Consider the following 13,278-nt stretch of genomic DNA (forward strand, 5'->3'; position numbering starts at 1 on the left):
TACATTCATCAGCGTGCCACCCCCGGCGCGAACAGTTGCCAGACCGCATAGGGTCGTGTTTCAGGATCAAGCTCCAGCCACTGGTACTTGCCGTGCCAGGTGAAGCTGTTGCCGTGGATCAGGTCGCGCACCTCGATCGAGGCCTCGTCGGGCAGGCCGAACTCCCACAGCGGCACCTCGATATGGAAGCCGTGGCGGTTGTGCGGGTCCAGGTTCACATGGATCAGCACGAAGTCGTCGCCCGCGCGCTTGCCATAGGCCAGGATCTGGTCGCTGCCCGCGTCGTAAAAACGCAGGTTGGTGAAATGCTGCAGCGCCGGATGCTCCTGCCGCAGGCGATTCACCAGGCGGATGTCGTCCTGGATGTTGCCGGGCTGGTCCATATCCCAGACGCGCAGCTGGTATTTCTCGCTGTTCAGGTATTCTTCCTTGCCGGGCACAGGTGCCGCATCGCAGATCTCGAAACCGTTATAGACACCGTAGTTGCCGCCCAAGGTCGCGGCCAGCACCAGGCGCGTGCGGAAACCCGGCCGCCCGCTGGACTGCAGGAAGCGCGGGTTGATGTCCGGCGTGTTGACGAAGAAGTTCGGCCGCATGATGTGGCGGCTGTCGCCCTGCGTCAGCTCGGTCAGGTATTCGGTCAGTTCCTGCTTGGTGTTGCGCCAGGTGAAGTAGGAATAGGACTGCGAGAACCCGACCTTGGCCAGCCGCTTCATCACCTTGGGCCGGGTGAAGGCCTCGGCCAGGAAGATCACGTCCGGGTGGAGGGTGCGCACCTCGGCGATCATCCATTCCCAGAAGGGGAAGGGCTTGGTGTGCGGGTTGTCCACGCGAAAGATGCGCACGCCGTTCTCGACCCAGAACAGCACGATGTCGCGCAGCGCGTACCACAGACCCGGCAGCGCATCGCGATAGAAGTGGACGTTGACGATGTCCTCGTATTTCTTGGGCGGGTTCTCGGCAAACTTGATGGTGCCGTCGGGGCGCCAGTCGAACCATTCCGGATGTTCCCGGATCCACGGATGGTCGGGCGAACACTGAATGGCAAAGTCCAGCGCGACCTCCAGCCCGTGGTCGCGGGCGGCGTCCACCAGGCGACGGAAATCCTCGAAGCTGCCCAGTTCGGGATGGATCGCGTCATGCCCGCCCTCGGCCGAGCCGATGGCATAGGGGCTGCCGGGATCATCCTCGGTGGGCGTCAGGCTGTTGTTGCGGCCCTTGCGGTTGGTCTTGCCGATGGGATGGATCGGCGGGAAATACAGCACATCAAAGCCCAGGTCGCGGACATAGGGCAGCCGCGCGATCACGTCGTCAAAGGTGCCGTGGCGGTTCTCATCCCCCGACTGCGACCGCGGCATCAACTCGTACCAGGCGCTGAAGGCGGCCGCCTCGCGGTCGGCATAGACCTGCAGCAGCTTGTAGAAGGTGGCATCGTTGCGCGGGCCGACGCGCTGCATCAGTTCCACCACCTCGGGCGCGCCCAGGCGGGCAAAGCGCAATGCATCGCGATCCTCGCCCTCGGGGGCGGCATGATCTTCGGCCAAAAGCGCCGCGATCGCACCGCGACCCGCCTCGTCGGCCCGGCCCTGCTCGTCCAGGGCACGGCCCAGAAGCTGGCGCCCTTCCTCCAGTTCCAGCGCGATGGACTGTCCGGCGGCGTGCTTCTTGGCCACTTCCTTGCGCCAGGTCAGGAACAGGTCCCGCCAAGCCAGGATCGTGACCTCGTGCACGCCGGGCTGATCCAGCACAAGATCGGCGGTCCAGCGGTCGTTCTCGACGAATTCCATGGGCACTTCGGTGAAAAGCTCGGTCCCGGCGGGCCGATGCAGCAGCACCGCGTCGATGCTGTCATGCCCGTCCGAAAAGATGTCGGCCTCGACCGGCACGCGATGGCCCGTCACGGTCTTGGCGGCAAAGCGCCCGCCATCGACCTCGATCGACACGCCCTCTATCGCGATCCGTTGCGCCGCAAGTGCCGTCAGCAGCGGATCCATCGTCGTTGTGGCCGAAGCCTCACCCATGCGTGGGTGCGCCATCGAGGGCGCGCCTTCCTTGGGCTGCTGCGGAACATCGCTGTCCGAAACCGTCTGCCTTGCCATATTGAGCTCCCGGTAATCACTGCGGGGTGAACAGATCAGCGCTGCATATGTTCCATCGACAGGGCGCATTCGCCCCGCTTTCGCCCCGCTTCAGGCCCCGCGGTCGCGCTCGTGATGCGCCCAGAGATAGCCGACGAAGGCCCCCTTCACGAGGCGCAGCAGCACCAGCGTGATCAGCGTGGTCACCACCGTCAGCGCGATCAGCAACGTCAGCGGGTCCGACCTGAACAGCACCCAGCCATAGCCGATCATCGGGATCAGCAGCAGCATGACGATGGTGATGGTGAAGAAGGCCGGCCCGTCCGCCGCCGGATAGTCGCCCAGCGGTTCCTGGCAATTGGGGCAGCGGTCCACGACCGAAAGATAGCCCGCAAAGACGCGCCCTTCGCCGCAGCGGGGGCATTGGTTGACCAGGCCGCGCAGCATGGCGGCCCGGCTGTCGCGGGGATCTTGGGTCATGGCGTCTCTCCTGCGGTGCCCGTGCTTGACCCCAACCCGCCAAGGCGGGATTTGATCCGCCCTGAAGCAATGGGGGGGAACAAAGCGGAGGCGCTGCGGTTCAGGGCGGAAGCGGCCCATCGGGCCGATCCACCGGGCGGGGAGGCGCGTTCACGGCATGGCTTATGACACGATCATCATCGGGGGCAGCCATGCCGGCATGTCCGCGGCGCTGCAGCTGCTGCGGGCCCGGCGCCAGGTTCTGGTCATCGACGCGGGCGCGCCGAGGAACCGGTTCGCCGACCGCGCCCATTCGATCCTGGGGGCCGATGGCATGGACCGCGCCGCCCTGCTGGCCGAATCGAGGTGCCAGATCCAGCGCTATCCGACGCTGACCTGGGTCGAGGGCCTGGCCACGGATGTTCAGGGCAGCCTGGACGATTTCCATGTCACGACCGAAGACGGCGCCACGCATCAGGGACGGCGGGTGCTGCTGGCCACCGGGGTCGCCGATCGCCTGCCCGATGTCGAGGGGCTGGCCGAGCGATGGGGCACGGGCGTCTTTCACTGCCCCTATTGCCACGGCTATGAGCTGGATCAGGGTCCCATCGCCACCCTGGCCGTCGGCGCAAGGTCACTGGAACAGGCACGTCTTCTGACCGACTGGGGTCCTGTCACGCTGTTGACCAACCAGGCGCTGACCATCGACCGCGCCAGTCGCCAGGAGATGGACGAGCGCCGGATCGCCATCGAGGAGACTCCCGTCGCCCGCGTCACCGGGCAGGCCACGGTCGAGCTGACGGACGGGCGCAGCCTGCCCTTCGCGGGCATCTTCACCTCATGCGCGACCGCACCCGCCACCCCTCTGGCGCGACAACTGGGATGCCAGCTGTCCGAGCTGCCGACCGAGCAATATGTCGTCACGACCGACTGCCGGGAAACGACGGTGCCCGGCGCCTATGCCTGCGGCGACACAGCCCTGGAGCATCACTCCATCAGCCTTGCCCTGGCGGACGGGGCCTGGGCCGGCAGCCAGATCCACCACTCGCTGATCGAGGCTCCGCTGTCTGCCGGGAAGGGCTGAGGCGCGAATTTCTCACGCAGCGTTGTCGGCACCGTGATCTGTCGATCAGGAACATATCGCCCCCCCTCCGGTTCAGATCGCGCCTTTCACCATGAAGGGTCCAAACCAGGAGGAGATCTGGCATGAAACGTCATCTGATGCAGAGCAGCTGCGCCGCCGTCATCGCCGCGGCACTTGCCCTTCCCGCCATGGCCGAGACCACGGCCGCCCCGGCAAATACCCAGACCGACAGTTCGACCACGACGCCGATCCCGGCACAGGCGCAAGCCAGCGACACTGCCCAGGAGGCCACCGCGGGCGCAGGCGCCGATGCAGGCGCGGCCGGATCGGCCGACATGGCGACGGGCGCGGGCAGCACCGATGCGCCCAGCACCGGAATGGGCGCAGATACGGGTGCAACCGGAACGACCACCCCCGGCGGCACCACCGCCAGCGGCACGGCCACCGGCACCAGCACGACCGGCACCACGGGCACGACCGCTTCGGATGCCGTTCCTAGCAACACCATGTCGGACACGGCCGGCACGGCGGAAATGGCCAGCGGTACGGCCGAGATGGACGAGCTGAACCACGGCCAGGTCGTCTCCGGGCTGCGCAGCGGGGCGGATTTCTCGACCGAGCTTGAAGGCGTGGATGCCTCCACCGAGGTCGAGATGGTCATGCTGAGCACGCTGCGCGAGGGCGAAGGCGACGCCGGCCAGAGCCTCGACGGCGCGCTGGAAGAGGCGCAGAGCTCGCTGACGACCCTGCGCGAGAGCCTTTCCGAGCATGCCGAGATCACCGACCAGCTGCAGGCCGAGGGGCATTCGGTCGAGGACGTGATCTTCGTCGACCGGAGCGAGGACGGCACCCTGCGCCTGGTCGTGGACGACCGCGAGGACAGCTGATCATCAACACAATGGCCGCGGCGCGATGCGCCGCGGCCCTGCAAACCCGGAAACCGGCCCCGAAGGGCGCCGGTTTCTTCATGTCATGCCGGGTCCTGCGGCTTGGCCATCTTCCGATGCTGTTCCGCCAGGACAGACTTGGGCGTCACATGGGAGGCGGCGACCATGCTCTTGTTCTTGAGGCCCGGCACGATCTCTTCCTTGCGGGCCATCATCGCCTGGTATCCTGCCTTGGCGACCACCGCCGGATCATCCTTGGGGCCTTGTCCGATCGGCGTGTCCAACAGTCCGGCGCGCCCGAAAAACTCGGTATCGGTCGGTCCTGGCGACAGGCAGGTGACGCTGACGCCGCTATCCTGCAGCTCGTGGCGCAGGGCGACCGCCAGCATGTTCACATAGGCCTTGGAGGCGTTGTAGACCGCCTGATAGGTTCCGAGCATGTAGCCCGCGATGGATCCGGTCATCAGGATGCGCCCCGCGCCGCGCCGCACCATCCGCCGCGCGATCTCGTGGGTCAGCAGGGTGGTGCCCATGATGTTGGTGCCGATCAGGTGGCGGATGTCGTCGGCCTGCTGGTCGACCATGGCCTGCCCCAGACCCCGCCCCGCATTGGCAAAGAACAGGTCCGGCACGCGGGCGCCCAGCCGGGCCAGCAATTCGTCCATGCCCGCCTCGCGGGACAGGTCGGCCATGACGGTTTCGACGGTGACGCCGGTTGCCGTCAGTGCCTCCATGTCGGCGATGGCCGCATCATCAGAGGCGATCAGCAGATCATGCCCGTCCTCGGCGGCAAGCTGGGCCAGGTGACGGCCGATGCCGGTCGAACCGCCTGTCACGAGCGCAAGTTTGGCAGACGTCATCGGATGCTCCGCTGCTGCAAGGGGTGAAAGGGTCCGGCCGGCATGACAGCCGGCCGGACCCGAGGGATCAGGTGTCCAGGAAGACCCGCAGCCGGCCTTGGTCCGTCAGCTGCGCATGCCCCGTGGCGCCATTGTCCAAAAGCCGCGACAGCACGCCCGCCTGCACCGGCGGCAGATAGCCCAGATGCTGTCCCGCAGCCGTCTCGACCGCGACCGCCGCCGGATCAAAGCGCCGGTTCAGCTCCCGGCGCAACCGAAGCCGCTGCCCCGGCGCCGGAGCGGGCGAGACGTGTTCAGGATTGGCCAGATGCGTCGTCAGCACCTCCAGCGCCACCGGACGCGCGGCTGTGGCCCGCGCCGCTGCCATCGCCGCCGGAACGGCGCCCGCAAGCGCGAGGCCGCCCAGAAGCAGGCGTCGCTTCACAGCCTCCGCCTCACATCTGCTCGGACTGCGCGCCGCTGTTGGGCTTGGCCGCGCCCAGGTCGGGCTTCTGTCCCATCGGCATCATCGGCTCGGTCGTGAACTCGCCCTTGCCGTCGACCGAAGGGCCTTGCGACCAGCGGCCTGCCACCGGCGCACTGCCATCGGCCTGGAAGCCCAGATAGGCATAGCTGAACTCGGACTTTTCCTCGGCCTGCGGGAAGCTGTTCGGGATCGGGAAGGCTGCGGTGCCGCCCAGTTCCTCCAGCGCGGCCATCCACTGGTTCTGGTGCATGGTGTCGCGGGCGATCAGATAGGACAGCATGTCCTTCATGCCCGGATCGTCCGTCATGTTGTACAGCCGCACCGCCAGGATGCGCCCGGTGGATTCGGCCGTCACGTTGGCCGACATGTCCGCCGCGATATTTCCGCTGGCATAGATGTGGGACATGTCGAACGGCACGCCGTCGCTGTCGATGGGCATCGCAGACAGCCCGGCCGACAGCAGGTTCTTGAGGTTCATCCCGCCCATCACCGCAGCGACAGCGCGGTCGCCCGCAGCCTCTTCCTGCATGCTCAGCGGCGCCCCTTCCAGGTTCAGCGCGACGGCCGTGGCCAGCATCTCGATATGGCCCAGTTCCTCGGCCGCGGTGTTCATCAGCAGGTCGCGATACTTGGGGTTGCCCCGGGCGCCGCAGGCCTGGAAGAAATACTGCATCGCGACGCGGATCTCGCCCTCGACGCCGCCGATGGCCTGTTGCAGCGCGCGTGCAAAGACGGGGTTCGGCGTTTCGACGCGGACGGGATACTGAAGCTTGTTGTCGGTGTAGAACATCTGGTTCTCCGGTGTCTTGTTCAAGCGATCGGACTGCCAGGGACGGCGCAGGGGCCAGCGCCGGCAGGCGATCCACGATCCTGTCGGAAGCGGCAGGATCATCGGGCGGCTGAACCACGCAAGCCTGCCTTTGTTCCCGCCTGTGCGGATCGGAAACGACCGCTGAGGACGGGCCGATGCAAAAAGGGGCGATGCCAACGGCGCCGCCCCTTTTTCCTGGCGTGAAACCCGTGGGCCTAAAGGCCAGCCACCCGGTAGATGTCGTCCAGCACCTGCGCCAGGGTCACCAGGCGCCCCGCCTCGGGGTCGAATCCCTGCCCCTGGCGCAGGCGCGCGGCCCAGTCCACGGCAGCCCGGCCGCCCCAGGCATCCGGGGGCCCGGCGATTTGGTCACGCGTCGTGCCGTGATGGCGCCAGGCGGCAAAGTCGTAGAACGAGCCGCCGACATTGGCGACACGGCCGCCGCCCTGGGTGCCATGGGCCTGCATCTCGATCACCGCCTCCTGCCCGGCGGGCAGGTTCCAGGAACAGGCGATGCGGATGACGGTGCCGTCCTCGGCCTCCAGCGTCGCCTGCACGAAATCCTCGACCTGGTGGCGCGGATCGTCCAGCGGCCGGCCGCCGATCCGGGCATGGGCCGCCACGCAGCGCAGTGCCCCGGGGTCGAGGCTCCACAGCGCCATGTCGACCAGGTGGATGCCCAGGTCGATCAGGCAGCCGCCCCCCGACAGCGCCCGGTCGCGGAACCAGGGCTTGTCCGGGCCATAGGCGTTGTGAAAGGTCAGGTCGACGGCATGGACGTGGCCCAGCTCTCCGCCCCGGATCAGGTTGCGCATGGCCACAAAGGCCGTGGCATGGCGATAGCTGAGATCGGTCATCAGCAGCCGGTCCGCCGCCTGCGCCGCCTCGACGACCGAGGCGGTTTCAACCGCGTCGCGCCCCAGCGGCTTCTGGCAGAAAACCGCCGCCCCGGCCTGAAGCGCCGCCACCGACTGCCCGGCATGCAGCGCCGAAGGGGTCGCGATCACCACACCGTCGGGGCGCGCCTCCAGCACGCTGTCCAATGTGCCGCCCGTGGTCGCCTGCGGCGCCAGTTCGGCGGCGGCGGCCACGGCCTGGGGGTCGGGATCGGCCAGGGCCACGATCTCGATGCCGCCGGCCTCGGCCATGGCCTGCATGCGGTGGCGGCCGATCCAGCCCAGGCCCAGAAAGGCGATGCGGGGGCGGTCCAGCGCCGCCTGCGGGGGGGTCATCCTCAGCTGCATGCGATCAGCGCCTTTACCATGTCGTCCGGCTTGTCACGGGTGGCATCCAGCGCCGCGGCCAGATCCTCCAGCGCAAATACCCGCGAATAGAGCATGCCGGGGTCCAGCGTTCCTTCGGCCACCGCCGCCACGGCATCGCGCATGCCGCCCCGCACCACCTGCGGGTCGCGTTCATGGGCGTTGATCACGTCGATGCCCTTCCAGTTCCACATCTGCATGTTGACCTGTCGCGGCCCGTCCTGGTGATAGCCACCGACCACCAGCCGGCCGCCTTCGGCCACCAGTTCGCCCGCCAGATCCAGCGGCCATTGCTTGCCCACGACCTCGATCACCACGTCGCACAGCCGGCCCTGGGTCAGGCCCTTCACCTCCTCGATGATACGCCAGTGGTCGTCCATCACGATCACCTCGTCCGCGCCCATGCGGCGGGCCAGGTCCAACGAGCTGTCGCGGCGGGAAATGGCGATGACCCGCGCCCCGGCCAGCTTGGCCTGTCGCACCAGCAGCGCCCCCAGAAAGCCGATTCCGATGACCGCGACCGTATCCCCCGCCCGGATGCTGCTGCGGCGAAAGACGTTGACCGCGCAGCCCAGGGGCTCGGCCGGGACGGGCTGGCCATCCAGCGCCTCGGGCAGCGGGATGACATCGGCGGCGGGCACCGTTTCATGCGTGGCAAAACCGTTCTGACCGGCAAAGGCCACGCGCTGGCCCATCATCAGGCCGGTCACATCACCGCCCATGGCTTCTATGGTGCCCCAGGCCTCATGGCCCAGCTGACCGGGGGCCAGCGGAAAGTCCATCCAGTCGGGCCCGGCCCAGGGTTCCAGGTTCGAGGCGCAGACGCCGCAGCCCTCGATAGTGATGCGCACCTCGTGCGGCTCGGGGTCGCGGGGCGTGATCGGCACGATCTCGACCTGGCCCGGCGCCACGATCCGGGCGGCGCGGGGACCGCCCTGGGTGGCGGTGGCATGGGTCCAGACGTGGGGGCTTGCATCCTTCATGGGTATCTCCGGCTTTCCTTGGTCGACGACACGGACCGCGCCGCCATGGTCGGGGACCTGAACAAGAAGCTGGAACAATTGTTCCCGACCGAGGTTGCGGGGCCCTGATGATGTTTCTGCTGAAGTCACAGCAGAAGATCCCCGACCGGGCCGCAAGACCCGCAAAGGATCGGAAAACAAGGAGATGGGCACGGATGACACGGACATTGATCACGGGCGGATGCGGCTTCATCGGCCGCCATGTGGCCGAGGAACTGCTGGATGCAGGCCACGAGGTCGTCCTTTACGACGCCATGATCGAGCAGGTCCATGCCGGGGCGCAGGCGGACCTGCCGCAGGGCGCGCAGGTGGTCCGGGGCGACATGCGCGATGCCGATGCGCTGCGCGCTGCGCTGAAAGGCGCCGATGCAGTCGTGCACCTGGCGGCCGAGGTCGGCGTCGGCCAGTCGATGTACGAGATCGCCCGCTATGTCGGCGCGAATGACCTGGGCACCGCCGTCCTGCTGGAGGCGATCGCCGACCACCCGGTCCGCAAGCTGGTCGTCGCCTCCTCAATGAGCGTCTATGGCGAGGGCTATTACACCACGCCCGACGGCAGCCTGCATGAAACCGTGCGCCGCCGCCCGGCCGACCTGCGCGCCGGCCAGTGGGAGCCCGCGACCGGCGACGGCACGCCGCTGTCGCCCAAGGCGACGACCGAGGCCAAGCGCGTCGACCTGGCCTCGATCTATGCGCTGACCAAGTACCAGCAGGAACAGGCCGTGCTGATCTTTGGCGAGGCCTACAACATTCCCGCCGTGGCGCTGCGGCTGTTCAACGTCTTTGGCGCGGGCCAGGCGCTGTCGAATCCCTATACCGGCGTGCTTGCCAATTTCGCCTCGCGCATCGCCAACGGCCAGCGCCCCACCATCTTCGAAGACGGCCAGCAGAAGCGCGACTTTGTCCATGTCCGCGACGTCGCCCGCGCCTTCCGCCTGGCGCTGGAGCGGGACGAGGCCAACGGCCATGTCATCAACGTGGGCTCGGGCAATGCCTATCCGATCACCCAGGTGGCCGAGCTTCTGGCCGAGGCGATGGGGGCCCCGCATCTGCCGCCCGAGATCCTGGGCAAGTTCCGCGCCGGCGACATCCGCAATTGCTTTGCCGACATCACCAAGGCACGCGAGCTTCTGGGGTTCGAGCCGCGGCACCGGCTGGAGGACAGCCTAGGGCCCTTCGTGGAATGGGTCAGCCAGCAGCCCTCGGTCGATAATGGCAGCCAGATGCGGCGCCAGCTGGAGGAGCGGGGCCTGGTCACATGAGCGCGGATTTCGGCTTTGTCGAATGGTTCCGCCCCGGCGAATACGACCGGGTCGAGGCGCTGCTGCCGGGGCTGATCGCCTCGGGCGCGCGGCACCTGCGCACCCATGTCAGCTGGGCGGAATACCACGCGCCGGGCGGCCAGGAATGGTTCGACTGGCTGCTGCCGCGCCTGGACCGTGACCTCGAGGTGCTGCCCTGCGTCCATTACACGCCGCCGTCCCTGTCGCGGACCGGGCGCAGCTCCGGCGCACCCAAGGTGCTCAAGGACTATGCCAATTTCCTGGACATGCTGCTGACGCGGCATGGCCAGCATTTCACCCATGTCGAGTTGTGGAACGAGCCCAACAACCTCTTGGACTGGGACTGGCGCGAGGATCCCGAATTCGACCTCTTCTGCGAGATGGTCGGCGGGGCGGCCTATTGGGTGCAGCAGCGGGGCTGGAAGGCCGTGCTGGGCGGGCCCGCGCCCTTTGACCCCTACTGGCTGAACCTGATGGGCGAACGCGGGGTTCTGTCTGTCGTTGATGTGGTCGGTTTCCACGGCTTTCCCGGCACCTGGGACAGCGAGGCCGCCTCTTGGCGGGGCTGGGACATGCACCTGGGCGAGATGCGCCGCATCCTTGACCGCCACAACCCGGCGGCCCGCATCTGGATTACCGAGGCCGGCTATTCCACTTGGCGCCGGGACGAGATGGAGCAGGCCCGGCGCTTTGTCCGGTCGCTGCAGGCGCCTGCCGACCGCCTTTACTGGTATGCCTGGTCGGACGTGCCCGGCGATGTGGCGGTGCAGGAGGGGCTCTGGTTCGACCCGCGCCACTATCACCTGGGCGCGGTCACGGCGGAGGGCCAGCCCAAGCTGCTGGGCCGCCTGCTGATGGAGGGCGGGGTCGATCGGCTGCGCGAGATGACCTCGCTGACCACCCCCGCCGAGGCCAAGGTCCAGCAGAGCGTGCTGATCACCGGCGGCGCGGGCTTCATCGGCGCGAACCTGGCCGACACGCTGATGTCCGAGGGCAAGCGCGTGACCGTTCTGGACAATCTCAGCCGCCCCGGCGTCGAGCGCAACCTCCGCTGGCTGGCCGAGCGGCATGGCGACCTGCTGCGGGCGATTCCGGGCGACCTGCGCGACGCGCCCACCCTGACCGCCGTCGCGGCCGAGGCCGAAGCGGTCTTTCACCTGGCCGCGCAGACGGCGGTCACCACCAGCCTCGTCTCGCCCATGGAGGATTTCGAGGTCAACGCCCAAGGCACGCTGAACCTCTTGGAGGCGGTGCGCGCGACCGGCCGCCGGCTGCCCGTGGTCTTTGCCTCCACGAACAAGGTCTATGGCGCGCTGGCCGACCTGGAGATCGCCGAGACCGAGACGCGCTGCGGTCCGCTGGACAACACCTTGGCCGCCTATGGCGTCGGAGAGACGCGGCCCTTGGATTTCTGCACGCCCTATGGCTGTTCCAAGGGGGTCGCGGACCAGTATGTGCTGGATTACGCCAAAAGCTACGGCATCCCCGCCGCCGTCCTGCGCATGAGCTGCATCTATGGGCCGCGCCAGTTCGGGACCGAGGATCAGGGCTGGGTTGCCCATTTCCTGATCCGCGCGCTGGAGGACAAGCCCGTGACCGTCTTTGGCACCGGCCGCCAGGTGCGCGACGTGCTGCATGTGCAGGATGCGGTCGCGGCCTATCGCGCGGTGCTGGACCGGATCGACCGCCTGTCGGGCCGGGCCTTCAACCTGGGCGGCGGCCCCGAGAATTCCGTCAGCCTGCGCGAGGTTCTGGACGAGATCTGGCGCATCACTGGCCGGCAGGTGCGGATCGACCAGTCCGACTGGCGGCAGGGTGACCAGCCCTGGTTCGTGGCTGATACCCGAGCGCTGACGGCCGCGACAGGTTGGCGGGCGCAGGTGGACTGGCGCAGCGGCCTTCGCGATCTGGCCCAGTGGCTGGCGCGGGACCGTGGTCTGCCGCTGCGGCGCGAAAGGAAGCTGGCATGACGGGCCTGCGCGTCCTGATGACGCTGGACGCCGTGGGCGGGGTCTGGCGCTATGCGCTGGATCTGGCGATGGGCTTGCATGCCCGGGGGGTTCAGGTGGTGCTGGCGGGTCTGGGCCCCGAGCCCTCGTCCCAGCAGCGGGCCGAGGCGCAGGCGGTCGGGCCGCTGGAATGGGGCGACGCGTCCCTGGACTGGATGGCGGAGGGCGCGGGTGATCTTGCGCCCGTCGCCGGCTGGATCGACGGGCTGGCCACAGGTCACAAGGTGGACCTGTTGCACCTGAACCTGCCGACGCAGGCGGTGGGGCTGACCTGTGGCCTGCCCGTCCTGACCATGTCCCATTCCTGCCTTGCCACCTGGTTCGACGCGGTGCGCGGGACTGCCGTTCCGCCCGAGATGAACTGGAACCGCCGCCTGACGGCGCAGGGGCTGGCCGCGGCCGACCTGCTGGTCGTGCCGACGCGGGCCCAGGGTCAGGCGGTTGCGCGCCTTTATCCCGACCTGCCGCCGGTGGCCGTGGTTCACAACAGCAGCCAGGCCGCCCTGCCCCTGGGCCCGCGCCGGGCCGAGGTGACCGCCGTCGGCCGCTGGTGGGACGACGGCAAGAACGGCGCCGTGCTGGATGCCGCCGCCGCCCGCAGCGCCTGGCCCGTGACGATGATCGGCGCGAACCAAGGGCCGAACGGCGCGGGCATCGCCCTGACCCATGCCCGCAGCCTGGGGCCGATGTCCCACAACCGGACGCTGGACCATGTCTGCCGCACCGGGATCTTTTGCGCGCCCTCGCTCTACGAACCCTTTGGCCTGGCGATTCTCGAGGCTGCGCGCGCGGGCACGCCACTGGTTCTGGCCGATATCCCGACCTTCCGGGAGTTGTGGCAGGACGCGGCGGTCTTCTTCGATCCGCGTGACCCTGACGGGCTGGCCGCCGCGCTGGACGCACTGGCGCAGGACCCGCAGGCGCGGGCGCAACTGGGACAGGCCGCCTGCCGGCGGGCCGAACGTTACGCCCCCCGCCATCAGACGGCCGCGATGCTGCGGCTTTACGGCGGCCTTGTCGCCCCACGGGCCTCGGCCAGAACCGCAACAGGATGAAG

At 68.2% G+C, this 13,278-nt stretch carries 12 protein-coding genes; 5 read left to right on the plus strand and 7 right to left on the minus strand.

Features of this window, described 5'->3' with window-relative positions; translation table 11 throughout:
- Positions 1–8: 8 nt before the first annotated feature.
- Entirely contained in the window at positions 9–1,994 is a 1,986-nt protein-coding gene (locus tag ACNR9W_RS12115) for an alpha-1,4-glucan--maltose-1-phosphate maltosyltransferase (RefSeq protein WP_419269008.1), read from the minus strand.
- Between the two features lie 195 nt (positions 1,995–2,189).
- Positions 2,190–2,558, minus strand: a complete 369-nt coding sequence (locus tag ACNR9W_RS12120) for a DUF983 domain-containing protein (RefSeq protein WP_419268901.1) — start codon at positions 2,556–2,558, stop codon at positions 2,190–2,192.
- A 157-nt stretch (positions 2,559–2,715) separates the two neighbouring features.
- Here ACNR9W_RS12120 and ACNR9W_RS12125 point away from each other — a divergent pair, with 157 nt between their 5' ends.
- Together ACNR9W_RS12125 and ACNR9W_RS12130 are read left to right on the plus strand one after the other, a co-directional pair.
- A complete protein-coding gene (locus ACNR9W_RS12125; protein WP_419268902.1) occupies positions 2,716–3,621 on the plus strand; it encodes an NAD(P)/FAD-dependent oxidoreductase in 906 nt (301 codons plus the stop codon).
- A 122-nt stretch (positions 3,622–3,743) separates the two neighbouring features.
- On the plus strand, positions 3,744–4,508 hold the full coding sequence (locus ACNR9W_RS12130) for a hypothetical protein (RefSeq protein ID WP_419268903.1): 765 nt from the start codon (positions 3,744–3,746) through the stop codon (positions 4,506–4,508).
- A gap of 83 nt (positions 4,509–4,591) precedes the next feature.
- Here ACNR9W_RS12130 and ACNR9W_RS12135 read toward each other — a convergent pair whose 3' ends face one another.
- The 5 genes from ACNR9W_RS12135 to ACNR9W_RS12155 form a co-directional block, all read right to left on the minus strand.
- A complete protein-coding gene (locus ACNR9W_RS12135) occupies positions 4,592–5,368 on the minus strand; it encodes an SDR family NAD(P)-dependent oxidoreductase (protein WP_419268904.1) in 777 nt (258 codons plus the stop codon).
- Between the two features lie 67 nt (positions 5,369–5,435).
- Complete coding sequence (locus ACNR9W_RS12140) at positions 5,436–5,792, minus strand: HIRAN domain-containing protein (RefSeq protein ID WP_419268905.1); 357 nt, start codon at positions 5,790–5,792, stop codon at positions 5,436–5,438.
- Between the two features lie 10 nt (positions 5,793–5,802).
- A complete protein-coding gene (locus tag ACNR9W_RS12145) occupies positions 5,803–6,624 on the minus strand; it encodes a manganese catalase family protein (RefSeq protein WP_419269009.1) in 822 nt (273 codons plus the stop codon).
- Between the two features lie 236 nt (positions 6,625–6,860).
- Positions 6,861–7,889 (minus strand): Gfo/Idh/MocA family protein, encoded by a 1,029-nt coding sequence (locus ACNR9W_RS12150; protein WP_458478495.1) that lies wholly within the window; start codon positions 7,887–7,889, stop codon positions 6,861–6,863.
- Positions 7,880–8,890, minus strand: coding sequence for an MDR/zinc-dependent alcohol dehydrogenase-like family protein (locus ACNR9W_RS12155; RefSeq protein ID WP_419268907.1), 1,011 nt, complete (start codon positions 8,888–8,890; stop codon positions 7,880–7,882). Before ACNR9W_RS12155 ends, ACNR9W_RS12150 begins: the two co-directional genes overlap by 10 nt.
- A 194-nt stretch (positions 8,891–9,084) precedes the next feature.
- Between ACNR9W_RS12155 and ACNR9W_RS12160 the strand changes: the two genes are divergently transcribed.
- Genes ACNR9W_RS12160 through ACNR9W_RS12170 form a run of 3 tightly spaced genes read left to right on the plus strand, consistent with a single transcriptional unit; the run spans position 9,085 to position 13,276 of the window.
- Positions 9,085–10,191 carry an NAD-dependent epimerase/dehydratase family protein gene (locus ACNR9W_RS12160; RefSeq protein ID WP_419268909.1) on the plus strand — a complete coding sequence of 369 codons (1,107 nt, stop codon included), beginning with the start codon at positions 9,085–9,087 and terminating at the stop codon, positions 10,189–10,191.
- Entirely contained in the window at positions 10,188–12,182 is a 1,995-nt protein-coding gene (locus ACNR9W_RS12165) for an NAD-dependent epimerase/dehydratase family protein (protein ID WP_419268910.1), read from the plus strand. Before ACNR9W_RS12160 ends, ACNR9W_RS12165 begins: the two co-directional genes overlap by 4 nt.
- Entirely contained in the window at positions 12,179–13,276 is a 1,098-nt protein-coding gene (locus tag ACNR9W_RS12170) for a glycosyltransferase family 4 protein (protein ID WP_419268911.1), read from the plus strand. The genes ACNR9W_RS12165 and ACNR9W_RS12170 overlap by 4 nt, the downstream gene beginning before the upstream one ends.
- Positions 13,277–13,278: the final 2 nt, after the last annotated feature.

Origin of the sequence: Paracoccus sp. T5, from assembly GCF_048538155.2 — a bacterium.
GTDB lineage: Bacteria > Pseudomonadota > Alphaproteobacteria > Rhodobacterales > Rhodobacteraceae > Paracoccus.

Excerpts from the sequence above, each read along its gene's own strand:
- ACNR9W_RS12115 (WP_419269008.1), bottom strand. The coding sequence starts at position 1,994 with ATGGATCCGCTGCTGACGGCACTTGCGGCGCAACGGATCGCGATAGAG.
- ACNR9W_RS12120 (WP_419268901.1), bottom strand. The coding sequence starts at position 2,558 with ATGACCCAAGATCCCCGCGACAGCCGGGCCGCCATGCTGCGCGGCCTG.
- ACNR9W_RS12125 (WP_419268902.1), top strand. The coding sequence starts at position 2,716 with ATGGCTTATGACACGATCATCATCGGGGGCAGCCATGCCGGCATGTCC.
- ACNR9W_RS12130 (WP_419268903.1), top strand. The coding sequence starts at position 3,744 with ATGAAACGTCATCTGATGCAGAGCAGCTGCGCCGCCGTCATCGCCGCG.
- ACNR9W_RS12135 (WP_419268904.1), bottom strand. The coding sequence starts at position 5,368 with ATGACGTCTGCCAAACTTGCGCTCGTGACAGGCGGTTCGACCGGCATC.
- ACNR9W_RS12145 (WP_419269009.1), bottom strand. The coding sequence starts at position 6,624 with ATGTTCTACACCGACAACAAGCTTCAGTATCCCGTCCGCGTCGAAACG.
- ACNR9W_RS12150 (WP_458478495.1), bottom strand. The coding sequence starts at position 7,889 with ATGCAGCTGAGGATGACCCCCCCGCAGGCGGCGCTGGACCGCCCCCGC.
- ACNR9W_RS12155 (WP_419268907.1), bottom strand. The coding sequence starts at position 8,890 with ATGAAGGATGCAAGCCCCCACGTCTGGACCCATGCCACCGCCACCCAG.
- ACNR9W_RS12160 (WP_419268909.1), top strand. The coding sequence starts at position 9,085 with ATGACACGGACATTGATCACGGGCGGATGCGGCTTCATCGGCCGCCAT.
- ACNR9W_RS12165 (WP_419268910.1), top strand. The coding sequence starts at position 10,188 with ATGAGCGCGGATTTCGGCTTTGTCGAATGGTTCCGCCCCGGCGAATAC.
- ACNR9W_RS12170 (WP_419268911.1), top strand. The coding sequence starts at position 12,179 with ATGACGGGCCTGCGCGTCCTGATGACGCTGGACGCCGTGGGCGGGGTC.